General features: G+C 64.6%; 26 protein-coding genes. 18 read left to right on the top strand and 8 right to left on the bottom strand.

Going from position 1 to position 23031, the window contains the following annotated elements; all coding sequences use genetic code 11:
- Window positions 1-43: 43 nt before the first annotated feature.
- Window positions 44-1285 carry an ABC transporter substrate-binding protein gene (locus tag ACAG24_RS27230; RefSeq protein WP_370475841.1) on the bottom strand — a complete coding sequence of 414 codons (1242 nt, stop codon included), beginning with the start codon at window positions 1283-1285 and terminating at the stop codon, window positions 44-46.
- 666 nt (window positions 1286-1951) lie between these two features.
- Between ACAG24_RS27230 and ACAG24_RS27225 the strand changes: the two genes are divergently transcribed.
- Window positions 1952-2515 (top strand): helix-turn-helix domain-containing protein, encoded by a 564-nt coding sequence (locus ACAG24_RS27225; protein ID WP_370475840.1) that lies wholly within the window; start codon window positions 1952-1954, stop codon window positions 2513-2515.
- Between the two features lie 142 nt (window positions 2516-2657).
- Window positions 2658-3899, top strand: coding sequence for an MFS transporter (locus tag ACAG24_RS27220; RefSeq protein ID WP_370475838.1), 1242 nt, complete (start codon window positions 2658-2660; stop codon window positions 3897-3899).
- 71 nt (window positions 3900-3970) lie between these two features.
- Here the strand turns inward: ACAG24_RS27220 and ACAG24_RS27215 are convergent, their stop codons facing one another.
- From ACAG24_RS27215 to ACAG24_RS27205, 3 genes are all read right to left on the bottom strand, one after another.
- Window positions 3971-5209 (bottom strand): PE-PPE domain-containing protein, encoded by a 1239-nt coding sequence (locus ACAG24_RS27215; protein ID WP_370475837.1) that lies wholly within the window; start codon window positions 5207-5209, stop codon window positions 3971-3973.
- Window positions 5210-5684: 475 nt separating this feature from the next.
- A complete protein-coding gene (locus ACAG24_RS27210) occupies window positions 5685-5864 on the bottom strand; it encodes a hypothetical protein (RefSeq protein ID WP_370475836.1) in 180 nt (59 codons plus the stop codon).
- A gap of 4 nt (window positions 5865-5868) precedes the next feature.
- On the bottom strand, window positions 5869-6894 hold the full coding sequence (locus ACAG24_RS27205) for a YihY/virulence factor BrkB family protein (RefSeq protein WP_370475835.1): 1026 nt from the start codon (window positions 6892-6894) through the stop codon (window positions 5869-5871).
- A gap of 205 nt (window positions 6895-7099) precedes the next feature.
- On the opposite strand from ACAG24_RS27205, the gene ACAG24_RS27200 reads away from it, so the two are divergent.
- The 12 genes from ACAG24_RS27200 (at window position 7100) to ACAG24_RS27145 (ending at window position 16436) form a co-directional block, all read left to right on the top strand.
- Window positions 7100-7255: a hypothetical protein gene (locus tag ACAG24_RS27200; protein WP_370475834.1), complete on the top strand. Its 156-nt coding sequence runs from the start codon at window positions 7100-7102 to the stop codon at window positions 7253-7255.
- Between the two features lie 576 nt (window positions 7256-7831).
- Window positions 7832-8671, top strand: coding sequence for a SigB/SigF/SigG family RNA polymerase sigma factor (locus ACAG24_RS27195; protein WP_370475833.1), 840 nt, complete (start codon window positions 7832-7834; stop codon window positions 8669-8671).
- A 155-nt stretch (window positions 8672-8826) separates the two neighbouring features.
- Window positions 8827-9597, top strand: a complete 771-nt coding sequence (locus ACAG24_RS27190; RefSeq protein ID WP_370475882.1) for a SigB/SigF/SigG family RNA polymerase sigma factor — start codon at window positions 8827-8829, stop codon at window positions 9595-9597.
- Window positions 9598-9734: 137 nt separating this feature from the next.
- Complete coding sequence (locus ACAG24_RS27185; RefSeq protein WP_370475881.1) at window positions 9735-10802, top strand: glycosyltransferase family protein; 1068 nt, start codon at window positions 9735-9737, stop codon at window positions 10800-10802.
- Window positions 10799-12037 (top strand): glycosyltransferase family 4 protein, encoded by a 1239-nt coding sequence (locus ACAG24_RS27180; protein ID WP_370475832.1) that lies wholly within the window; start codon window positions 10799-10801, stop codon window positions 12035-12037. The genes ACAG24_RS27185 and ACAG24_RS27180 overlap by 4 nt, the downstream gene beginning before the upstream one ends.
- The gene (locus tag ACAG24_RS27175) at window positions 11925-12878 is read left to right on the top strand and encodes a glycosyltransferase (protein WP_370475880.1); all 954 of its coding nucleotides are present in this window, start codon (window positions 11925-11927) and stop codon (window positions 12876-12878) included. Before ACAG24_RS27180 ends, ACAG24_RS27175 begins: the two co-directional genes overlap by 113 nt.
- Window positions 12875-13726 carry a glycosyltransferase family 2 protein gene (locus ACAG24_RS27170; RefSeq protein ID WP_370475831.1) on the top strand — a complete coding sequence of 284 codons (852 nt, stop codon included), beginning with the start codon at window positions 12875-12877 and terminating at the stop codon, window positions 13724-13726. The genes ACAG24_RS27175 and ACAG24_RS27170 overlap by 4 nt, the downstream gene beginning before the upstream one ends.
- Before the next feature lie 167 nt (window positions 13727-13893).
- Window positions 13894-14334: a response regulator gene (locus ACAG24_RS27165; protein ID WP_270715177.1), complete on the top strand. Its 441-nt coding sequence runs from the start codon at window positions 13894-13896 to the stop codon at window positions 14332-14334.
- Between the two features lie 228 nt (window positions 14335-14562).
- Entirely contained in the window at window positions 14563-15021 is a 459-nt protein-coding gene (locus tag ACAG24_RS27160; protein ID WP_370475879.1) for an STAS domain-containing protein, read from the top strand.
- An 82-nt stretch (window positions 15022-15103) separates the two neighbouring features.
- The gene (locus ACAG24_RS27155) at window positions 15104-15358 is read left to right on the top strand and encodes a hypothetical protein (RefSeq protein ID WP_374150808.1); all 255 of its coding nucleotides are present in this window, start codon (window positions 15104-15106) and stop codon (window positions 15356-15358) included.
- 74 nt (window positions 15359-15432) lie between these two features.
- The gene (gene mbp1 / locus ACAG24_RS27150) at window positions 15433-15693 is read left to right on the top strand and encodes a microaggregate-binding protein 1 (protein ID WP_370475829.1); all 261 of its coding nucleotides are present in this window, start codon (window positions 15433-15435) and stop codon (window positions 15691-15693) included.
- Between the two features lie 176 nt (window positions 15694-15869).
- Window positions 15870-16436, top strand: coding sequence for a hemerythrin domain-containing protein (locus ACAG24_RS27145; protein WP_370475878.1), 567 nt, complete (start codon window positions 15870-15872; stop codon window positions 16434-16436).
- A gap of 63 nt (window positions 16437-16499) precedes the next feature.
- Here the strand turns inward: ACAG24_RS27145 and ACAG24_RS27140 are convergent, their stop codons facing one another.
- From ACAG24_RS27140 to ACAG24_RS27125, 4 genes are all read right to left on the bottom strand, one after another.
- Entirely contained in the window at window positions 16500-17165 is a 666-nt protein-coding gene (locus tag ACAG24_RS27140; RefSeq protein WP_370475828.1) for an IF2 family translation initiation factor, read from the bottom strand.
- Window positions 17166-17206: 41 nt separating this feature from the next.
- Window positions 17207-17761 (bottom strand): CsbD family protein, encoded by a 555-nt coding sequence (locus tag ACAG24_RS27135; RefSeq protein ID WP_370475827.1) that lies wholly within the window; start codon window positions 17759-17761, stop codon window positions 17207-17209.
- Window positions 17762-17937: 176 nt separating this feature from the next.
- Window positions 17938-18873, bottom strand: coding sequence for a manganese catalase family protein (locus ACAG24_RS27130; protein WP_370475826.1), 936 nt, complete (start codon window positions 18871-18873; stop codon window positions 17938-17940).
- A gap of 45 nt (window positions 18874-18918) precedes the next feature.
- A complete protein-coding gene (locus ACAG24_RS27125; protein ID WP_370475825.1) occupies window positions 18919-19383 on the bottom strand; it encodes a DUF4383 domain-containing protein in 465 nt (154 codons plus the stop codon).
- A gap of 237 nt (window positions 19384-19620) precedes the next feature.
- Here ACAG24_RS27125 and ACAG24_RS27120 point away from each other — a divergent pair, with 237 nt between their 5' ends.
- From ACAG24_RS27120 to ACAG24_RS27105, 4 genes are all read left to right on the top strand, one after another.
- Window positions 19621-20298 carry a GAF and ANTAR domain-containing protein gene (locus ACAG24_RS27120; RefSeq protein ID WP_370475824.1) on the top strand — a complete coding sequence of 226 codons (678 nt, stop codon included), beginning with the start codon at window positions 19621-19623 and terminating at the stop codon, window positions 20296-20298.
- Window positions 20299-20474: 176 nt separating this feature from the next.
- The gene (locus tag ACAG24_RS27115; protein WP_370475823.1) at window positions 20475-20870 is read left to right on the top strand and encodes an ANTAR domain-containing protein; all 396 of its coding nucleotides are present in this window, start codon (window positions 20475-20477) and stop codon (window positions 20868-20870) included.
- A 130-nt stretch (window positions 20871-21000) separates the two neighbouring features.
- Window positions 21001-21267 (top strand): hypothetical protein, encoded by a 267-nt coding sequence (locus tag ACAG24_RS27110; RefSeq protein ID WP_370475822.1) that lies wholly within the window; start codon window positions 21001-21003, stop codon window positions 21265-21267.
- A 49-nt stretch (window positions 21268-21316) separates the two neighbouring features.
- The gene (locus tag ACAG24_RS27105) at window positions 21317-22924 is read left to right on the top strand and encodes a S53 family peptidase (protein ID WP_370475821.1); all 1608 of its coding nucleotides are present in this window, start codon (window positions 21317-21319) and stop codon (window positions 22922-22924) included.
- The last annotated feature ends 107 nt before the right edge of the window (window positions 22925-23031 follow it).

The raw sequence follows: 23031 nt of genomic DNA, 5'->3' as shown, positions 1-23031 counted from the left end.
GGCCGGGGCGGTGGTGAGGTGGGGTACCGCCCCGGCACCCGGGTCATTCTGGGCGCAGTGCAGGGTCGACCTCGACCTGCTCACCCGGCGTCCAGACCCCGTCCTTGACCGTGAGTACCGCCAGGATCGGCGACTGCAGATTGCCGAACTCGTTCATGTCGAGCGTGCTGGACGCCCCGTCGAAGTCGATGTCCTCGCCGTTGGCGAGCGCTTCTTTGCCTTCGGCGAAGGAGTACACCTTCTTGCCGGGTGCGGTGGCGACATCGATGATCTTGCCTGCGACGTCGGCGCCGTTGCTGCTCTTGGCCGCCTCCATCGCAAGGGCGAACAGGATGTACTGGTCGTAGTTGTTCGCGTCGTACATGCCCGGTTCGGGATCTCCGCCGGTCGCCGCGCGGAAACGCTCCGCATAGGACTTGTAGGCCGGGCTCTCGACGTCGAAGGCGATCAGGGCCGCCGTCAGCTGACCGGCGTTCGGCAACGCGGCCACCTCGTCTGTGATCAGGTCGGGCGACACGTAGATGGGGATGTCGTAACCGCGCCTGGCGATTTCGCGCAGGATCGGAATCCCTGCCTCGACACCGGCCGCGAGGTAGAGCGCCTCCGGCTGCGATTCGAGGGCCTTGGCCACCTCGCTGTTGTAGGAGGATGCGCCCGGCTCGATGGTGACCGAGTTGACCGTTCCCCCCGCCTTCTCGAACGCTTCGGTAGCGACCTCGGCAGGACCGGACGCGCCCTCGGTGTTCTGCACGATCATCGCGAGCTTCTTCACGCCGGCGTCGCGCGCCACCTGGGCGACGATGATGCCGGCGTCGCTGTCGGATGCAGTCACACGGAAGGAGAACTTGCCTCCCCGCTCGTCGAGGAACGTTGTCCCACAGGACGAGCAGATATTGGGCAGTTGCCTCTGCTGGACCTGGTCGAAGAGTGCGACCTGGCCGTCGGACTCCAGACTGCCCATCACCGCCGCCTTGTCGACGGTCGTCAGTTTGGAGAAGCCCGCGACCGCACCGTCGACGGTGGACCGGTTGTCCTCGGTGACCAGTACGACGTTGCGGTCCATGATGCCGCCGGCGTCATTGATCTCGTCGACGGCGATCTTGGAGGCGGCGATGGCCGGCGGGGTGAACGGCGCGTAGTCTCCGGTGACCCCGATCAGCTGACCGAAGACGATGTCACCCGTGGAGGATTGCGTACCGCGATCGCCGCCCTCGGCGCACGAGGTGAGGACCAACCCGAGCGCGGCCCCGGCTGCAACGATGCGACAGCAAGATTTCAACTTCACTTCATGACCTCCGACACTGGTCCTATTCACGGCTGGTGGTGAACCGCAGCCATCTGCGATGTGGCCGAGCGTACAATGTGATTGAAACTCTCGCAGGGTAACGAGTTACGACTGCATTGACGCACTGCTGGACAGAGGCCTAGAAAGTTCAAACCAATTGAAAGAATAGGTGAGTGTGATCCAGATCGCAAGAGTGGCGCGCGGCGCGTACTGTCCGGCGTTCTGATGGCTCTCAGCTGCTGAAATGCTGCCGGTCCTGCGCCTCTACACGAGTACGGCGTTGATTCGCGACAGTCGCGGATACCGGCTCGACCGGCTGACGCCGCGTCTTCATCTCCGCTGAAACACGGTGGACAACCATCAAGGGCCGCGGACGGTGCGTCGCCGCCGGGGACTCGCCAGGGGCGAATCCGGCGTCCGCTCAATGACGGCCCCGACCCGCCACAACGGTGTGCAGAGAAGCTTTTTGTCTCACGTTGGTTGGCGCACTTGCTATTTGACCTTCGCCGCGCGCTGCATGTGACGGCGCACCCGCGCCGTGTCCAGGCGTGATGTATAAGCTACAGTGAAACTGGGCCGACAAAGTTCAGCGTGAATCAACTGCGGGGGAAAATGGTGAGAGTCCCTGATGAGGGCTCTTTTCTCGATGTCCATACAGCGTCCGAGGTGACGAATCGGAGGCTGGGCGCCGAGATCCGGCGCATCCGGATGGACCGGGGTTTGACGCTCGTCGATATCGCGGCGGACACCGGACTGAGCGCGTCCATGTTGTCGATGCTGGAGCGCGGCAAGACAGGCGTGTCCATCGGATCGCTGGTGGCGGTGGCGTCTGCCCTCGGCGTCGCGGTCGGTGATCTTTTCCAGCCGTCCAAGGCTCCCGAACTGTTCCTGGTTCGCTTCGCCGAACAGCAGGAGATCACCATCGGGCCCGGCGTGACCCGCCGCCTGATCCAGCGCAGCCGGACGCATGGGCTCGAGGTCGCATCCTTGCGGCTGGCTGCCGGCGCACACACGGGTACGGATCTGGTTCGCCACGACGGCCAGGAGATCGTGGTGGTCCAATCCGGAACGCTCACCGTGCAGATCGGAAGCACGCGAAACGAACTGGGTGCAGGCGACTCGATCCGCCTCGACGCGGACCGTCCGCACCGTTTCGCCAACGATGGCGACGAGGTGTCAGAGGCCCTCCTCGTGGTCCGTGTGTCGACGTCGGCACAGCGCGGCCACTGATCTCAAAACTTCTGCACTGCATGCTTTTCGGCAAGGAAGGGTAGCCCGGTGTCTCAGACGGCGCGTGGGGTGATTTCTCGTTCGAAGGCTCAACCTGTCGAGGTGGTCGTCGACACCGACAACCGCAAGCGCTACCCCCTCGATGAATTCGTCTCCGAACGCATCGCCCCGGTGGTCCTGTGAGCGCTCGCGCGAAGGACGGACAACCCTGACCGTCGACCGCAGGCACGCGGCGCTCCTCAGCACTCCCCTGCTGCTGGTCGGAGTGGCGCTCGCGGCGTTCAACCTCCGGCCCGCTGTGACGAGCATCGGCGCGGTGCTCGGCGAGGTGCAGGGCGACCTCGGGGCGACGCTGGTGTGGGCGAGTCTCCTGACCGCCATCCCCGCACTCTGTTTCGGGCTCGCTGCGATCGCTGCGCCATGGCTGCACCGCCGACTTGGTCTGGCCCGAGCCATCGGTCTGGCATTGGCGGTTCTCACGTGTGGTTTGGTGCTGCGAGTCATCGCCGGCCCATGGGTGGTTATGGGTGGCACGTTCGTTGCGACCTCAGGTATCGCGATCGGCAATGTGCTGATCCCGGTCGTGGTCAAGCAGTCGTTCCCGAATGCGGTCGGACGCGTGACAGGGATGTACACCTCCGCACTCGCCGCCGGGGGCGGGTTGGGTGCGGCGATCACGCCGGTGCTCGAACCCGCTCTCGGGGGCTGGCGGGGCGCTGTCGGCGCGTGGGCGGCGTTGTCCGCGGCTGCCCTCGCGCTGTGGGTGGCCGGAGTCCGGCACGGCTCCGGCGGTCCGGCGGCTGTCGACGTCCCCCGGCGTTCCCCGCTGCGCAGCCCGGTCGCCTGGACGGTCACGGGATTCTTTGCGATGCAATCCTGTTCGGCGTACACCCTGATGGGCTGGCTCGCCGAGTTCTTCGTCTCCCATGGCGTCGCCCGCACCGAAGCCGGGCTCATGCTGGCGCTGATGAATGTGATGGGAATCCCGCTGAACCTGATCATTCCGCTTATAGCTCTGCGGCGCGCATCCCAGTCCGGCTGGATTCTCACCGTGACCGCATCGTCGATGGTGGCTGTCGTCGGGGTGGCAGTCGCCCCGACGGCCGCGCCGTGGCTGTGGACGGTCCTTTTCGGAATCGGCACGGCCACCCTGCCGATTGCGCTGGGTGTCATCGCACTTCGTACCCGTAGCCCTTCGGAGACTGCCGCGCTCTCGGCGATGGCGCAGGGCTTCGGTTATCTCATCGCCGCTGTCGGTCCGTTGGGATTCGGAATTCTCCACGCGGTTTCCGGGAGTTGGGGGGTGCCCATCGCCGTGCTGGGGGCGGTCACCATTGCGCAAGGGGTGCTGGGATGGCGTGCCGGGCGTCCCCGATTCGTCTAGAACGAATCACGAAGCCCCGGCACTGGAGCCGGGGCTTCGCACCTTCGGAGCATGCGGGGTACTCCGAGGTTCTAGGACGAGGAGTCGGCCGAGTCCTCGTCGGTGCTCGCGGTGTCCTCGGTGGAATCGGACTTCGTCGACTGCCTCGACTCCGTGGACCCGGTCGCTTCGGAATCGGTTTCCGGGGTCAACGCGGCCGTGCCGTCCTCGTCGGTCGCACCGGTCAACTGCTGGGAGACCGATTCCAGAACCGAGGTGATCGTGCTCGTCGTCGGCTGCACCTCGGCCTGGTCGCCCTCCTCGACGCCGGCGGCATCGCTGATCTGGTCACTGAGGCTGGAGGGAGCCTCCTGGTCAGCCTTGGTGGTGGCGTCAACCTCAGCCTCCTCCTGCAGCGTCGCGGTGGTGGCCAGATCGACGTCTTCCACCTCGTCGGCTTCGGGCGTCACGATGTCCCGAATGCTCTCGGGCACATCGGGTCCGGCCAGGCGCGCAGCCACGTTCGCCGGGTCGTTACGGCTGTAGGCCCTGTCAATGGCGGCTCTCAGTTCGGCCTCGCGCGGCGCCAGGCTCGGGTTGGCCTGCACGAGTGGCAGCGGTTCGGTCGGCACCAGGTACCGAACGGTGGTGCCCCCCAACGAGTTCTCGGTCACCGTGGTGTTCTCCTTCGGTACCTCTGAGATGTTCGAGAACATCATCGGTACGTGGACGAGCGTCGAACCCAGCAGCGCGTTCTGAATCGCCGTGAAGCTGAACCGGTCCGGGAAGTCGGCCATCCCGTCGTACTCCCCGGTGATCTCGACTGTGTCGTAGACGGTCTCGGGCGGTTGCCGGTAGGTGTAGTCGTACTCCTCGTTGTATTCCTCGGTGTCGTCGATGATCTCCTGACGACTCGAGTCCGCCACCACCACGAAGTTGATTTCATCGGCGGCGGGATCCTGCTCGCCATCGGTCTGCCACGCGCGCAGTGTCTCTGTGACGACCAGGGATCCGGCCGACAGCCCGACCACCGTGACCTCTTCTCCGTCGAGCAGGTTGCCGTCGGCGTCACGCTCGAGTTGGGCGAGCGCATCGTCGATCTGGGCATTAAGGTTGGCGCGGCCGATCTCGATGGACTGGCCCAGCGTCATGTCGTCTGCGCCGGTGTACGGCCTCGCCTCTGCGGGCCAGTTCACCGAGACGCGCTGGTCGTAGTCCTGAAGCGCTCCGCCGAGCAACTGTGACATCACCACGTCGTGTAAGGCAGGCGTGCCGATACCACCGATGACGATCGCAGTAGAGACGGCCCCACTCTGCGTGGCTCCCGTCATGGCAAGCAGTGCGGAAGCAGCTGCTGCGCCGCACGCAATCCCTGTAGTACGCATTCCTTGTTTCGTGACTCGCATCCGAATCATCCCCCAAAAATGATGTTCTTTATCGAATTTCAGCGCGTAACCGGCGCGAATGTAGGATGTGCCGCAGCAAAATCGACAAAACTTCTAATTCTCATCAACGCGATGCCAGCAAAGGATCGCTCGATTATCCGCAAACCCCGTCGCCTACGCGTTCGCCTCGGCAGCACGGCAGTTTCTCCGTCATTGCTTTGCGGGGCTTAGTTGCCGAACATGCTGTGAGTAAAGATTTTTCGGTGACTGCCGAGGCTGACGAGCAGTGCAGCAAGGCTTCTGAGGGCAGTTCGCGACTCACGATTCGCCAGCCGTATTGGAGGCAGCGTCGATCGCGGACAGAGACCGACCGCACTGCGATCGGCACAGCACCGAACGCGGTCAGGCGGGACGGATCAGATCAGACGACGACGGGCTCGTCGTGGCGCCGCAATCGTTTCGCAGCAACCGCCGCCGCGCCGAGCGTGAGGACGCCGACAGACAGTGCAACGGGCCAGAGCAACGCCTGGGCCACCGCGACTCGACGTTGGATGCGCAATCCGCGCCCGACCGCAGTGCGGGTTTTTCCGGCAACACTCACTGTGTCACGTCCTTTCAGACGGTTGTGTGGGTCTCATCGTGCTTTCGTCGTTGTCGATCTGGGTTTCGCTGTCGGCCTCCGAACCTCCGAAGGACACATCGACCTGTTGAAAGCTCTTGGCGCGCTGCGCTTCTGCCTGCCCTGCGTACGCCTTGCGGTCGGCCGCGGTGAGGTCGACGTTGTCGGTGAACGGAGTGAGCAGCGCCCTGGGATGGAGGCGGTCGACCCGTACGACGTTGATCTCCGCGCACAACATCAGTGCGGTGGATACCAGGTAAAGGAACGCAAGGAGGCCCAAGACGATGGCGAACACGCTGTTGGTGACGCTTGCCGACGCGACGACGTGGGAGACATAGGTGGCACCGAACCACTGCAGCCCCTGCCACACCACGGCGGCGAGCACCGCTCCCGGCATCACCTGCGCCCACGTCAGGGGGCGCACCGTGGTGACCCGGAAGGCCACCGCGCACACCGCGGTGTTCAGCAGCACGGAGCACACGACGACCCCCGCTGTGCCGACGACCCCCAGGTTCGCCCAGTTCCTGCCCAGCCCCGTCAGCAGGGTTGTCGCCACGAGTGCAGATCCCAGAACAACCAGCAACAGCAAGCTGTGCACCCGCGATTTGATCGGGTCGCGGCGATCGAACCTGGGAACCGACCACAACGTGTTCATGGCGTTCTGCAGGGCCTGACCGACGCCGAGGCCACCGTAGAGCGCTCCGAGGATTCCGATGACGACCGCCGTCGTGCCGCCGCTGAGAGACTCGGGCCGACTCAGTTGGTCCCCGATCAAAGGAAACTGACTGATGGCGGAATCGACGATCTCAGCACGCCATTCCGGCCGGTTCCACAGCAGCACCCCGAGCGTCGTGGTCAGAAGTAACAGCAGCGGGAACAGCGAGACGAAGGCGTAGTAGGTGAGCAGCGCGGCCAGGTAGCCACCCTGGTCGTCGAGGTATTTGTAGACGACTGCGATGACGAAGCCCGCGAACCGGCTGCGTTGCTGCAGGCGATCCAGCCACTCCACCATCGTGACCTCCCGCGTTTCTGGCAGCCCTGCGCCACCGCGCGTAGGGAGTACCCCGTCACCTGCGGATTCACGCGACTGCGCGCACTGACGCACGGATCTGGTGCGCACCCCGATTTCAGTGGCGGCGGAAATTCGCGTTTGGATTTGACGAAGCGGGCAATACCTCGGTGACCAGCGTCCCCCTACGCAGTGGATTGGAAAGACCATGATTGTTCTCGGCATCATTCTCTTGCTGATCGGTTACTTCACCAGCCTGTCGATTCTGTACACGATCGGCGGGATTCTCATCGTCGTCGGTGTCGTGCTGTGGATCCTGGGCGCGGTCGGACGTCCGGTGGGCGGGCGAAAAGTCTGGTTCTAGCGCCCGAATACAGTTCACCGAATGGCGAGGCCGCGCTTGCGGCCTCGCCATTCGGCATTCTGCGATGAATTCGGAACGTGCACTCCCGACGTGGCTACAGCAGCCGCAGGACCCGGAAGCCGTGCAACGAGGGCAATTCGCTCAGCCAGTCACCGCGGGCAATCGCCGCGGATATCCACCGGGGCAACCCGCCTGGCCGGCGCGCCTGGCACGTCATCTTACGCAGGGCGAAACAATCAGGTCAGAAAGGGTTTTCGCGGAGATAACACCGGTCGCCATCGCGCCCTTTGGCTTGCTTTCCCCGCAGAGCGACGTATTGTCGGAGACAGGCCATATTGTGTGACCCAGCCCGTGACGAACAACCTGGTGAAAGCCATCGACACGGACAGTTACCTGCCGCGGCAAGCGCATGTCGAGAATCTGGCGTGATTGTTATTGGTCCGTATGCCAATCTCTTGCCGGCGGCCCATGATGTGACGCGAGTGAGCACAGCCCCTTTCGTAGATTGCCTCGTCAGGAAAGCGCGAGCGACCTCGACACTTACGCGTCACGGCACTTCAGAGAGCCGTGATTTCAATGCAGACCCTCCAAGAACGAACTCAGACCCCTCCCCAGCCCCTTCCAGAGCGAACGCCTCGTACCCGTCCCGCGCGTGCGCGAGACGGGTACGACGACGTCCTCGACATGTTTCGTGAACTGGCGCTGTACGACAGCGGATCGACGGCCTTCCAGAGGCAACGCGACATCATCATCGAGCGATGCCTCCCTCTGGCCGATCACATCGCGCGCCGCTTCCGCGGCCGCGGCGAGGCGCACGAAGACCTCGTGCAGGTCGCTCGAGTCGGACTTCTCAATGCCGTCAATCGATTCGATGTCGACACCGCCAACGATTTCCTGGCTTTCGCGGTGCCAACGATGATGGGCGAGGTTCGCCGCTACTTCCGTGACCACGGCTGGTCACTGAAAGTCCCTCGCCGTCTCAAAGAACTCAACGTGCGACTCAATTCGGCCCGAGCCGAGCTCACTCAATTGCTCAACCGGGCGCCCACCCCCACGGAGCTCGCGGCACACCTCGGGATCGACCGTGAGGAAGTCGTCGAGGGACTCGTCGCCGCCAATGCCTATTCGACCCGGTCGACCGAACAAGCGACCCAATTCGGAGGCGAGGGCGAAGGACTCACCCTTCAGGACACATTCGGCGATCTCGACGACAACATCCAGCGCGTCGTCGACGTGGAGACGGTCTATCCCCTACTGGCCGGCCTGCCCGAACGTGATCGCCTCGTGTTGAAACTGCGGTTCTTCGACGACAAGACCCAGTCCCAGATCGCCGAGGAGATCGGTGTCTCGCAGATGCACGTATCGCGCCTGCTCTCGCGGGCGCTCGCGACGCTGCGAGAACAGGTCAACGCGTGACCGGCGGCCGTCCCGACATCTGAGGTTTCTCCGATGCCGGGCCGGGGTAAACAGCGCCATCAGGTTCAGAACGAGCCGGCCAACCCACCGATATCGATGTTTGGGAGCGCTCGTTGTCGTCTGAACTGCGCGTTGACTATGCCGATGTTCCGGTCATGATCCGCGAACTGAAACAGTTGAAAGTCGGCTCGATCGAACACCGCCGTCTGCACGAAGCGATCATCGAGCGCACGCTGCCGCTGGCCCACCACACGGCCCGCCGATTCCGCGGACGCGGCCAGGCACATGAAGATCTCGTCCAGGTCGCAAGCGTGGGTCTGCTCAACGCGGTCAGCCGGTTCGACCCGGACAGCGGTTCAGAATTCCTCGCGTACGCGGTGCCCACCATCATGGGAGGAGTGCGGCGCCATTTCAGAGACTATGGGTGGGCGGTCAAAGTCCCGCGCCGCCTCAAGGATCTGAACCAGCAGCTGGGGCGGGCACGTTCGGAGCTGAGCCAGCAGATCGGCCGAGCGCCGACTGCGAGCGAGATCGCGACGCACCTCGGAATCGATCGCGAGGAAGTGGTACAGGCGACGATAGCCAGCGCCAACTATTCGACCATGTCGACCGACGCCGCCGTCGGTCCTGACGGCGAATTCCTGACGTTGCGAGAAACATTGGGCCAGCCAGATCACCGCTTGGACCAGATCGTCGACGTGGAGACAATCCGTCCGTTGATCGAGAAGCTACCGGCGCGTGAACAGGCGGTACTCAAAATGCGCTTCTTCGACGAGCTCACCCAGACCCAGATCGCCGACCGCATCGGCTATTCCCAGATGCATGTCTCCCGGTTGCTGGCCAAAGCCCTGAAAACGCTGCGCAGCCAGGCGCTCGACGACGGGCCTGTCAACCCCATTCGACTCCGGGGCGAACGCGTGGCCTAGGGTCGCCGAAAGTTCGGCGTTACAGCCTGATTTCGCGTCACAACTCGGTCACGTTTTGCCGGTCCGGGCGAGGGTACGCAGCGGCAACAAGGGTCGCACGCGCCCCGCGAGAACTCATCCACCCGAAGGAGGGCGTCCTGTTGCGTGTCGCATCCGTGCCTGCTTCCCACGTCTACGTGCGTCACCTCTCCGACCCACGCGGACGCGATGGCGTGTCGCGGCTCCCGGATCCGGCGCCCGCCGACGGTCGAACCGTTCCCGGCGGGTGGTGGCCACCGATGATGCTCGAGCCGGGATGGGTGAGCGACAACCACGCCCTGTTCGACGTTTTCCACGTTCATTTCGGTTTCGACGCGATCGACGCCGACGTCCTGACCGCGGTCATGCAGGAACTCAAGTCCCAGCACAAGCCGCTCGTCTACACCGTGCATGACCTTCGCAACCCCCACCACCGGGATCCCGAGGCGCACATCCTGCAGCAGGACGTGCTCATCGCGGCTGCAGACACGCTCATCACGCTGACACCCGGTGCCGCGCAGGAGATTCGGCGTCGCTGGGACAAGGACGCGACGGTGCTACCCCACCCCCATGTCCTGGGCCGCCAACACATCGAGGCTCGTCGCCCGCCCACCGACCGATTCGTCGTCGGTGTCCACGTCAAGAGCCTGCGCGCCAACATGGACCCGGTACCGGTCCTGGAATCGCTGACCGAGATCACCGCGAAACTACCCGGCGCCGAACTGTCGATCGACATTCACGACGAGGTCTTCTCTCCCGACAGTCACTGGTTCTCACCGAAAATCGGCGATACGGTACGGGACTTCGCCCGGCACGACCACGTGCGGGTCACCGAGCATCCGTATTTTTCGGATGACGAGCTCTGGGACTATCTGTCCTCGCTGTCGGCCTCGGTGCTGCCCTACCGGTTCGGCACCCACTCCGGATGGTTGGAGGCGTGCTACGACCTCGGTACCGCGGTCATCGCCCCCACCTGCGGTTTCTACAACCAGCAGCGTCCCTGCCACCAATTCACGTTCACCGAACACGAATTCGACGAGACATCGTTGCGCGTGGCGGTCGAGAGCCTCCACGCCGAATGGCTCAGCGGAGTGGACCCTCCACGCTCGACGTGGCACCAGCGGCGAACGGAACGGCAGATGCTCGCCGCCGCGCACCGGCACATCTACGAGCGGGTGTCTGCATGACCGAGAGCCTGCGCATCGCGTTGATCGCCTCCTCGCGGTTCCCCATCCGCCAGCCCTTCGCCGGCGGGCTGGAGGCCCACGTATGGCACCTCGCGAGGGCCCTCGCACAGCAGGGCCACGCCGTGTCCCTGTTCGCCGCGCCGGGATCGGACGTCGATTTCGATTGCTCCTCGCTGTCGGTGTGCCCGTTGCACCTGTCGTCGACGGCGCAAGCGGACATTTCCATGCCCGCAGCGGACTTCATGGCTGAACACCACGCATACCTGACACTGATGCTGCAACTCGGTGGTGCCGACGCGCACACCTTCGATGTCGTACACAATCACAGCCTGCACTACCTGCCGGTCGCGATGGCGTCGACGCTGTCGACTCCGATGCTGACCACCGTCCACACGCCGCCCACGCCCTGGCTGGAGTCGGCGATCCAGGCTTCACGTGGGCAGGGGACGCGGTTTGCCGCGGTGTCGCAGCACACCGCGGGGGCGTGGGTGCACAGCGGACAGCGGTTCACGGTGGTGCCCAACGGAATCGACGCCCGGGGCTGGCCACTGGGGGCGGGCGGCGACGGCGTCGTGTGGTTCGGACGAATCACCCCGGAAAAGGCCCCCCATCTCGCGATCGAAGCCGCCCGCGCCGCAGCGCGCCCCATCACGCTGGCGGGCCCGATCGCCGATCGGCGCTATTACGCCGAGCGTGTTCAGCCCCACCTCGGCGCCGATGTCCACTACGCCGGGCATCTCACCCAGCACGATCTGGCACGGCTGGTCGGGTCCGCGGCGGTCGCGCTGGTCACCCCGGTGTGGGATGAACCGTACGGGCTGGTGGTTGCCGAGGCTATGTGTTGCGGCACACCGGTTGTCGCCTTCGATCGGGGCGGCATACCCGAGCTGGTCTCGGAGCGTTCGGGCTGCCTCGTCGCGCCCGACGACGTCGACGCGCTCGCCGCCGCCATTCCCGTGGCGGAACGACTGTCTCGCCGGCAGGTACGCGAGCATGCCGTGCGGCGTTGCTCGTCGGCCGCCATGGTCGAGGCCTACCTGTCCATCTATCGGCAGATGATCTCCGCCAGGAATGACGACATCGATGATCGGCTACTACATTCACCACCACGGCTACGGACATCTGGCGCGAGCCGTCAGCATCAGCGCACATCTGCAACGGCCTGTCACGGCGCTGACATCCCGGACCGTCCCTCAGTCCCATCCGTTCGCGGAGATCATCAAGCTGCCTCGTGACGACGATGCCCTCGTCGTGTCCGAGCCCACCGCCCACGGCGCGCTGCACTGGGCTCCACACCACGACCCCGGGTACAGCGCCCGCATGCAGGCTCTCGCCCGGTGGGTCGCCGACGCCCAGCCGGAGGCCTGCGTCGTCGACGTATCCGTGGAAGTCGCAATGTTTCTGCGGCTGTTGGGTGTTCCCGTCATCGTCGTCGCGCTCCCCGGCGAGCGGACGGATTCCGCGCATGTTCTCGTCCACCGGGTCGCCGACCACATCCTGGCCGCATGGCCGGGGGCACTGAACTCGCCGCATTGGCTGCTGCCCCACGCCGGCAAAACGAGTTACGTCGGAGGGGTCAGCCGTTTCGAAGGCCGTACGCGACCGCCGAAGCGACATGACTCCGACGAGGGGCGGGTACTCGTGCTCGGCGGTGCCGGCGGGGGGTTCGGCGATCAGACGACGCACCTGCCGGACGCCACCTGGCAGGTCCTCGGAGGCGAGACGGGTCCGTGGGTCGAGGACCCGTGGAGAGAAATCTGCGCAGCCGACGTCGTCGTCAGCCACGCGGGGCAGAACAGCATCGCCGACCTTGCCGCGGCGGGCAGGCCCGCGGTGGTGATCCCGCAGCCGCGGCCGTTCGGCGAGCAGCAGGCCACCGCCGAAGTGTTGAGCCGACACGGGCTTGCGGTCACGTCCGCCGGGTGGCCGTCGCCGGAGGATTGGCCGCAAATGCTGCACCGCGCCAGAAGCATCGACACCACGCAGTGGGGACGGTGGCAGGTCCAGGGCGCAGCGGCGCGTGCTGCGGACGCAATCGAGGCCACGGCGGCGCGCTGTCGCATGGCGACGTCGTGAGAACCGCGGTGGTGACGGTCGTGCACGGCAGGCACGACCATCTGCGCCGGCAGATCCGCGGTTTGCGGCGGGGTGTCGCGGCGCCGGATGCGCATGTCGTCGTCGCTCTGGGTGATCCCGACGTCCGCGACGTGGTCCGTTCTGAGAAGTCGGCGACAGTGGTCCTCGACTGTCCTTCGGGCCCGCGGCTGCCGCTGGCAGCAGCGCGCAACCGCGGCGCCGAAGCCGCCCTGGACGACGGCGCCGAACTACTCGTTTTCCTGGACGTGGACTGCATACCGTCCACGGCGTTGCTGCAGCGCTATCGCACCGTGGCAGGTCAGGTCGACCATCGTGACGCGCTGTTGTGCGGCCCTGTCACCTATTTGCCGCCGGCCGGCGAGTCCGGATACGACTTGACCGCGCTGGATGACTGCGTCGACCCGCACCCCGCGCGGCCCTGGCCGCCCGAAACCGCCACCGTAACCAGTGACGACTACTCGCTATTCTGGTCTCTGTCGTTCGCTCTGAGAAGGGTCACCTGGGAGGCGATCGGGGGCTTCTGTGAGGAGTACGAGGGTTACGGCGGTGAAGACACCGATTTCGGGCGCACGGCGGCTGCGTGCGGCGTGCCGATGCGATGGGTGGGCGGCGCCCACGCATTCCATCAACACCATCAGGTCAGCGACCCGCCCGTACAGCACCTTGAGGACATCGTGCGCAATTGCGTTGTCTTTCACCGGCGTTGGAGCCAATGGCCGATGGAGGGGTGGCTGACGGCATTCGAGTCGAAAGGGCTCATCGAGCGTGACGATGACGGCACTCCCCGCCTACTCCACCGACGCCCGTCCGCGCAACCGTTGCGCTGATCGCGACCTTAACGCTGCGTCGCGGCGTAAACGTGTGCGACAATTAGCCGCCACCGAGCGTCCTTTTCAGCTCGGCGGCAAAGCCCACTTCGGGTTGTCGTTCAGCATTCAGCGCCAACACGACTGCGCGACCGTCGTGACAGCGACGCCCAACCTGAAGGAATCTGATGACGACCCCTACCCGAACGATCGACGTCCTACTCGTCGAAGACGACGCCGGCGACGAGCTCATCACCCGAGAAGCGTTCGAACAGAACAAGATTGCGAACACTCTGCACGTAGCGAGGGACGGCCAGGAGGGCCTGGATTTCCTCTACCGCCGCGGTGAGCACGAGACGGCGCCTCGTCCCGACCTGGTCCTGCTCGACCTGAACCTTCCGAAGTACGACGGCAGGCAACTTCTCGAGCAAATCAAGTCCGACCCGGAATTGTGCGACATCCCGGTCGTCGTGTTGACGACGTCGTCGGCCGAGGAAGACATCTTGCGCAGCTACAAGCTGCACGCCAATGCCTACGTGACCAAGCCCGTGGATCTCGACCAGTTCATGAGCGCCGTCCGCCAGATCGACGAATTCTTCGTCCAGGTGGTTCGACTGCCGGGTCGCTAGGAACAACGAAATCCGTCGTCCCGGTCTCGACGGTTGACGCGCACGTAAGCCGCGCTCACTGGGGCTGATACCGAATGGCCAGTTATATGGGCTAAATGGAAAACTTTGCCGAGCCGTTCACAAGCTACGAAATCCGTACTATTCTGGACCACGGTTGAGCTACCAGCCCGCGGAGACCTGTCTACGGCTGGCACCTCCGCAGTAAGCCTTTAGCGTGAGGATGTAGCTATCAGATCTGAGCAGATCTTCCGGCCGAGAATCGCCTCGACCGACGATCAACAACGTTGCGGCAGTGCGGTATTCGATGTCAGGCACTGCTCCTCCCACCGTGTCGCGGTCGCAGTGATCGGCGAGGTCGACGCCGTTAACGGCAGAGAGCTCGGCCGCTATGTGGAGCGCCACACCGGCATCTCCCGGCAGCTGGTACTCGATCTGCGGGCCGTCGACTTCTTCGGAAGCTTCGGCTTCACCGCGCTGTACTACATCAGTGTGCACTGTTCTCGCAACGACGTGGACTGGGCCATCGTCGGAAGCCCGGCGGTGCGACGGTTGCTCTCGATCTGTGACCCCGAGGGCGAGTTGCCCCTGGTCGACGACCTGGCGACGGCACTGGGCCGCCTCGACCGACTCGCCCAACGCCGCCACCAATTCGTGTGGAGTTCCAGGACCGGCTGGCGCGCGGGCTGATCCCCTGACCACCTGCGGCGTGGTTTGACCGTGCGAGCTCTGGGGCAACTGTAGGGCCATGACGCACGCGAAAGTTCTTCTGATGTCAGCTCTGGCCGCGACCGCAGTTCTGAGCGGCTGCTCCCAGGTCACCAATGATGGCGGTGACACCACGTGCGCGGACTTCCAGTCGGCAGAGGAGAAGGAGCAGAACGAAGCAATCACCAAGATGCTGACCGACGAGGGTAAGAACGAGCCAAGCAACGCCGAGCTCACGGGTACACGGCTGTCCATCACCGCGTTCTGCCAAACCGTCGGCAAGCAGGACAGCACGATCAAGGAAGCCCCGCATCTCTGAGCTTCGTTCCATGACCTGAGTCACACCGGGATAGATCCATAATGCGAAACGGGTAATAGTCACTCACCTCGACAATGGAGACGGAAGGAATTCCCGTGGGCGACAGCGGACCTGAGAACGCCATCGGCGGCGTGGTGGAAGATGTGAAGGGCAAGGCCAAGGAAGTCATCGGCATCGTCACCGACAATGACGGGCTCCGCGAAGAGGGTCGAGCTCAGCAGGACAAGGCAGAAGCCGAACGCGACGTGGCGAAGAAGGAAGCCGAGGCCGAGGCGGCCCGCGCCGCCGCCAGCGCCGCAGAAGCACGCCAGGAAAGTGCCGAAACCGCCAAGTAAGATCTCGCCGGATCGGGCCTCACCTCTGACGGGGTGGGGCCCGATTTGCGTATTGATGTCTGCTGCGGCTCCCCCTGTTTGACCGCATCGCGGCCGGGAATCCTGCGGTGCGCGCGCGTAGCCCCGCGCTCGTTTCAACGTTTTTACGACAACACCCGAAAACAGAGGTAACCGCCGTGGTTGAAACCTTCGTCCAGTCCACCGATGACGTGGTCGAGTTCCTTCGAGGACAGCACAATCTGATCAAGGACATGTTCGACGACGTGCTGCACGCATCCGGTTCCAAGGCCCGGGAGGAAGCATTCGTCAGTCTCCGACAACTGCTGGCCGTTCACGAGACGGCCGAGGAAATGGTCGTTCACCCTCGGGCCCGGAGGGACATCGAGGGCGGTGACACCATCGTCGACACCCGGCTGCGCGAGGAGCACGAGGCCAAGGAGTTGTTGTCCGCGCTCGAGAAGATGGACATCGATTCACAGGAATTCCTCGATGCCCTGACCGTGTTCAGGTCCGCGGTGGTCGATCACGCGGAACGGGAAGAGACCGAGGAGTTCAATCGCCTCCAGCGCGACCTCGACCCGGCCGATCTCAAGCGGATGGTGGCCGCGGTGCAAGCCGCGCAGGCCATCGCCCCGACGCGCCCCCACCCTGGTGTCGAATCGGCCGCCCTCAACTTCGCCGTCGGTCCGTTCGCGTCAATGCTCGACCGCGCGCGTGACGCAATTTTTGCAGCCCTGCGCTGAACCCGTCGCAGACGAATGCCCCCTTGGTGATCCAAGGGGGCATTCGTCTGCGGGCGTCTGTTGTCAGGCGTCAGTTCCCGCCCTGTCGGCCTGCCGCTTCTCCTTCTCGTTGTCCGCCAAGTCGTCGAGCTTGTCGGCTCGCATTCGACGGCTCGCGGCCTCACCACGTTTGGCCGCGGCATCTTCCATCTTCGATCGCGCCTCATCAGCGGCGGCCTGCTCCTCGGCGCGGATCGCTTCTCGCTCGTTCTTCCTGGCCTTCTCGACGGCTTCGGCCTGCTTGTTGGCCGCCACATCGGCGTCACGCTTCGCCGCCGCGGTGCGCTTCTGAGCCGATTCGGCTGCATTGCGGGTGCGCTGCTGCGCCGACTCGCGCGCGGCTTGTTCTTCCTTCTGCCGCGTCTCGCGAGCCTCCTGGAGCTCTGAGGTGGCCTCGGCACGGGTGGACCTCAGCTGTGCATCGGCCTTTTCGCGTTTGGTCTCGGCGGCCGCATCCAGCCTGGCGGCCCGCGACAACGCGTCACTGCGCTCTACGAGCGCGGCACCACTGCTCTGCAGGTTCGCATCGCCCAGCGCCCCGCCCACGACTGCGTCCACGGTGCCCAGCGACCGCTCGTAGAACAACCGCGCGGGGGTCTCCGAGTCGAGTCGCGTCATAACCGTGTCCGCGACCACCTGGAAGGGGAAGCGTGCGATCCGGTACTGCAGCCGCAGGAGTGCTACTGGCACTTTGATGATGTTCATTGTCCGTTCCTGTGTCTTGTTGGCGTTCAGGGCAAGTCGGCTTGGGCCGAGATCTCGTCGGCGTGCCTACGGAGACGCTCCGCTTCGTCTTTGGCATTGTTGGTGACCTTGACCGCGGTGTCGTGTTCGGCGGTGGCCTCGACCAGATCCTCCTGCGCGGCCTCCTTTTCGGCCTCTTCGCGGGCCTTGGCCTCCGTAACGTCGCGCTGCGCCTCGACTTGAGCCGTGGTTGCCGCGGCGGCGACCTCCTGCCGCTTCTGCTGTTCGGCGATTCGCTTTTCGTCCTGTTGTTGCGCTTGAATCGCGTTCTTTGCCGCTGCCGCGTCGGTGTCGACCTCGGTGCGCGCACGCGCAGTTTCGGCCTTGGCCTCGGTGAGCTCCTCGCGGGTCTCGTCTATTTCGGCCTCGGCGACGGCTTCGGTGATGTTGGCTTCCTTGCGCTCGCGCGCCTGGGCCTGTTCGAGCTGCCCTTCCTTGGTCAGCGAATCGTTGCCGATCACCGCCCCCGCAACTTCTTTCGCCTTGCCCTTGACCGAATCGAGCAAGCCCTCCCGGGCTTGGTCGGCCTTGTCGCTACTCATGGGAACTCCTTTGACGAGTTTGATGGCCGCTCGGCGGCGGCCTCTTTGCGGTTGTCCTCGGCCGGCGCAGCGCGCCGACCGAGGACCGAGAGGCGCGGGTCCTGCCCTACGCCTGTGGGTGTCGATTGTTGCTGGGTGGGCGATTCCTCCTCCGCGTTCTCACGTCCACTCGGGTTTTATTCGCCTTCTGCCGAACGGATCTCGGCCTCTGCGGTTGCCTGGATGAGTGCGAGCAGCTCCGGGTCGAGCCCGGGCGAGAATTCTTCTCGCCGCTCCGGCGAGATGGTCAGCGGGAATCCCTCGGGCATGACGGCGGTACTGAGTTCTGTTCCGTCGTCGGACGGAGACGCGCCGCGGTACAGCTTGTCCGCCTGACTCTTGTCATCGGCGCTGAAGGTGAACTGGATGCTCTGCAGACCCTGATCGAGAAGCTTCTTCACCTCGGGGAACTGCTCGGCATTGGTCTTCGGGATCGGCAGCACCGAACCCCAGTTCACGCCAAGGCTCTCGAGGGCTTTCGCGAACGCGTTCTCGTGGGCCTGATCGCGGACGATCAGGTAGGCGATCGTGGACCGCGCGGCCTTGTTGTCGGTCATCTCGTAGATCCGGCACTTCTGAAGTCGGCCAGTGGATTCCAGCATCAGGTTATAGAGCAGATCGAGAACGAGGTTGCCGCTGTTGTAGACATACGAACCGGACCAGGGATTGCCGGCCGCGTCGACGGGCAGAGCGCCTTGCGCGCCGACGAGATAGTGATGGATGTTGCTGGTGTCCAGAGCAATTTTCAGCGGGGTGGCACCCTTCGCGCCGGGCTGGTCGACGGGGTCGGTGCGTTTCCCGTTGTATCGCGGTGACCCGTCCAGCAACCGAGAGATCGTCGTTCCGATCAGCTCGACATGGCTGATCTCTTCGGTACCAACGCCTTGAAGGAGGTCCCGGTACGGTTGCGCACTGGCGTCGCCGCGAAAGTTGATGCTCTGGAACAGATATTGCATCATGGTGCGCATCTCGCCGAACTGTCCGCCCAGGCCCTCTTGAAGCGCGTTGGCCGCAGCGGGGTCCGGCTCATCCACGACGATCTCGTTGATGAGTTGTTGAGTGTGCAGGTACATGTTTCTCCCTCAGGAATACGGGTGTGCCGTGCGGTCGACGCGCGGCTATCGGGTGTGAGTTGTCGCGGCGGTCGTGCCGGGTCCGGCGACCTCGCGGCGACGGCGACCGAGCGCCACCCCCAGCGCGATCATCACGATCGCGAGACCGAGGTGCAGCCAGTTGTCGGCGTCGTTGACCGGCACGAAGTTCGCTGGGCTGCGGTGGTCGATCAGCAGCCCGTAGACGAACAGGACCAGGTAGACGGCGCCACCGCCGATCAGATACCAGCGCGCGCTGTCGAATGCACGTGCCAGGACAACCCCTGCCACACCGAACGCCAGGTGCACCAGGTTGTGCAGAACAGAGACGTTGAAGATGCCGAGAAGGGCGGCTTCGGAGTGATGCCCGGCGAACGTCAGCTGGTCATAGTGCGCCGTGATGCCGGGGACGAACCCCAGAATGCCGACGAGCAGGAAGACAGCGCCGACTGCGAGCGCGGCTTTTTGAACCGCCGCAGGATATTTCGACATGGTGGTACGCCGGGTGGCTGGGTGGGATGCAGACATCTAACTCTTCCATCGAGGGTTCACCGACGGTGCTCCACGGTCTGGAAGCGAAGGCGATCCTGACGTACCCCGCGCGCATCCGGACAAACGCTTTCTCGTGCGTCACCGACAGGCCGCGGCGGTCGGCACCGTTTCACGGGCGGGTTCATCCGAACGTCAGCGGGTAGCCGACCACGACCAGACACCGGACGTGGGGACTACATGACAATGCTCAGTGGAAGCGACCTCGCTGCGCGAATGGCCGACCTGGCCAGGACTGCGTCTGCAGCGAGATCGGCAGCCGACATCTTGGACTCGGTCACTGCGGCTGCGGTCGAACTGATCCCTGGCGTGGATACGGCCGGGATTCTGCTGATTCGCGGTAGCGGCCACGAGTCCGTCGCCGATACCACCGAGATACCTCGGCAGCTGGACGCGCTGCAGATGACGCTGAACGAGGGCCCGTGCATGCAGGCGGCGCTCGCCGACACCGAGATCGTGACCGACGATTTCAGGTCGGAGACGCGGTGGGCCCGATATTCGCCGGCTGTGGTGGACATCGGTGTGCTCAGCGGTTTGTCCTTCAAGATGTTCACAGGTGAGCGGACAGCGGGCGCACTCAATCTCTTCGGATTTCGGCCGCGAACGTGGAATGACAACGACATCGCCATCGGCGGTGTGCTGGCCGCGCACGCCACCGCGGCGATTCTGGCTTACCAGCAGGGCGAGCAACTCAGAGCCGCGCTGCTGACCCGGGATCAGATCGCTCAGGCGAAAGGCATTGTCATGGAGCGCTACAACGTCGATGACATACGCGCCTTCGAAATGCTGCGCCAACTCTCCCAGGAGACCAACACCAAGCTTTTCGAGGTGGCCCGCAAGGTGATCGACACTCGCTAGGTCATCCGCCGTCGTCGTGGACACGGGGGGTGGCTCTGCGGCCGGCGGGGGAATCGTCGACCCGAACCTCGGCAACCGAACGCCGCCGGAAACGTCGATCACATCGGCATTCGGACGTCAGCAATCGGACACCCGGTGTTCAGCCGAACACGAGGAGGTGCTGCCAAGCTGACGTGATGCTTGAACACATTCAGGGCGCCGACCGGCGCACCTTGGGTCGAGACCGCGGCACCGAAGGCCGCCGGACGATCGATCTCGCGCAGGGGATCCTGATCGGGCAGCGCCGCTGCTCGCCGAATGCGGCGTTCGCCGAACTGCTGGCGGTGTCGCGGCGGCACGACATCACGCTCACCGCCGCTGCCGAAACCCTCGTCGATCTGGCTGTCCATGTAGACGACGATCCCCGCCCTACGACCATGGAGGCTGTGATCGCCGAGTTCGAGTGGGGCGAGCTTTTCGGCAGCGCTGCTCGCGCGGATGCGAATCAGTGTTTCGATGAGAGACGAGCATCCCGCCCGCAGATTGGGGACTTCGTCGGGCGGACTGTTCCGGGGGCCACGGAACAGCCCTGACGTCCTGCTCAGGGACGGTGGCCCTGAGTTTCGCTGCACGGATCACCTGGTTCGGAATACGATCCGTACACGCTTGCGTTAGTTAAGCGCGACCGCAGTTAGCTTCGTAGACCAAAGTAAAGGACCGAGAATGGCATCAGTTCGTCTTCGTCGCATCGCGTCAGTGATCGGCGGTGGTGCTGTCATTGCGATGATCGGCTTCACCGCGGGATGTAGCACCGACAGCGAAACCCCCGAAGAGTCGAGCACGACGACCACCACCACGACCACGACCACCCCGCCGCCGCTGAGCCCCACCGAGAAGGCCCCCACGCCTGACGGGCCGGGCATCTTCACTCCCCCGGTGACTGCACCTCAGCCGACGGTCAACCCGGGCCGCGACGACTACGGTCAGTGACCGAGGCGTGCCCGGACATGGCCCGGGCACGCTCTGAGTTGCTGTGGGAATGACGAATTTGGCTGCCCTGCGCCCGCTTGCCACCGTGCTTCTCATCGGAGCCGTGGCAGCGGGCGTTGGTCTGTCGGTCACCGACCACCACCCCGACGACAAACTCATCGACGGTCCCTACGCGTCGCTGTTGGACGCATCCACCGATCTCGGGCCGGCGCAGGAGCAGAGCATCGAGATCACCGCCAGCCTGACGGACCCGTCTCGGCCGACGGCTCTGATGGACTGGGCGCGCGGTCAGTCTCTGTCGGTGCGGTGGCGGCCGGGAGACGACTGGGCGGTGGTGGAGGGGCGGCCCGATGCCGTCGAGCGGGCGTTCGATGTCTCCGTGCGCGACTACCGGGGCAGGAAGGGACAGCTCTTCTATGCCTCACCACACCAGCCTTCGGTACCCGAACATCTGCGCGCCGAGGTGTCCGAAATGGGCCGGATCCTCAGCTACACACCCCACCACATGTCGCGACCCGATCACATTCCCCTCGATGTGCCCGACCGCGGGTTGGGGCCTTCTGCGCTGCTGAACTCCTACAACGCCGATGATCTCGCGCGGGCGGGGTTCACCGGCAAGGGTGTCACCATCGTGATCTTCGCCTTCGACGGATTTCACCAGTCGGACCTCGACACGTTCACGACGACGTTCGCCCTCCCGCCGCTGGTCCCGGAGGTGGTCGGTGGGGTTCCGGACGAGGTGCGTGGCGAGTTGTCGATGGATTTGCAAGTGGCACATGCCATTGCGCCCGGTGCGCGCAAGGTCGTCGTCAACGCTCTGCAGACCGTCGGCAGTGACGGCGGCTACCGCAAGATCGGCGAGATGCTCGAAGAGACCGACCGCCAGTTCCCGGGAGCGGTATGGAGCTTCTCGATCGGTTGGGGCTGCGACAAACTCATCACCGCCGCCGACCTGGCCCCGGTCCGGGCCGCGCTGCGCACCGCGCAGTCGCACGGGACCACGGCCTACAACGCCAGCGGCGACCTCGCCGGCATGGAATGCCGTGGAGGACAAGACTGGTCGTCGCCTCCGAGCGATCAGGACATCGGACTGGACTCGATCGCATCCTTGCCCGAGATGACGAGCGTCGGGGGCACGACGCTGTCAACAGACGCCGACGGGAGGTGGGTGTCCGAACAGACGTGGTTCGACGTGCCCCTGTCTCAGGGCACGGGAGGAGGCACCTCGGCGTTGTTCGACATGCCGGCCTGGCAGCAGGTCGCGGCGGCCGGGGTGACACCCGAACGGCACAACGGCAAGCGTATGACCCCGGACGTTGCCGCGGTTGCGGACCCGTTCACCGGCGTGAAGTTCGTACTCAACGATCAGGTGCTCGTCGGAGGTGGCACGTCGCAATCGGCGCCCATCTGGGCCGGCTTGACCGCGGTGATGAACCAGTACCTGTTGGACAACGGCGGAGCGCTCATCGGCGACATCAACCCGCTGCTGTACCGCATCGCCCAGGGTGCACCACGACCCGCCTATCGCGATGTCACGTTGGGCGGCAATGCAATCGACAATGCCGGCCCGGGCTATGACCTGGTGACCGGATTGGGTACGCCCGATGTCGACAATCTGGTGCGCAACATCGAGTTGGCTCAGAAGGTGCAGGCCTGATGAGCGCTTGCGCGAAGAAGCGATGGCACTGATGAGCGCTTGCGCGAAGAAGCGATGGCACTGATGAGCGCTTGCGCGAAGAAGCGATGGCACTGATGAGCGCTTGC

The organism is Mycobacterium bulgaricum (genome assembly GCF_041287165.2).
In the GTDB taxonomy this organism is placed as follows: domain Bacteria; phylum Actinomycetota; class Actinomycetes; order Mycobacteriales; family Mycobacteriaceae; genus Mycobacterium; species Mycobacterium bulgaricum.
Note: the sequence above shows the minus strand (reverse complement) of the source record. Positions and strands in the feature narration are given on the sequence as shown.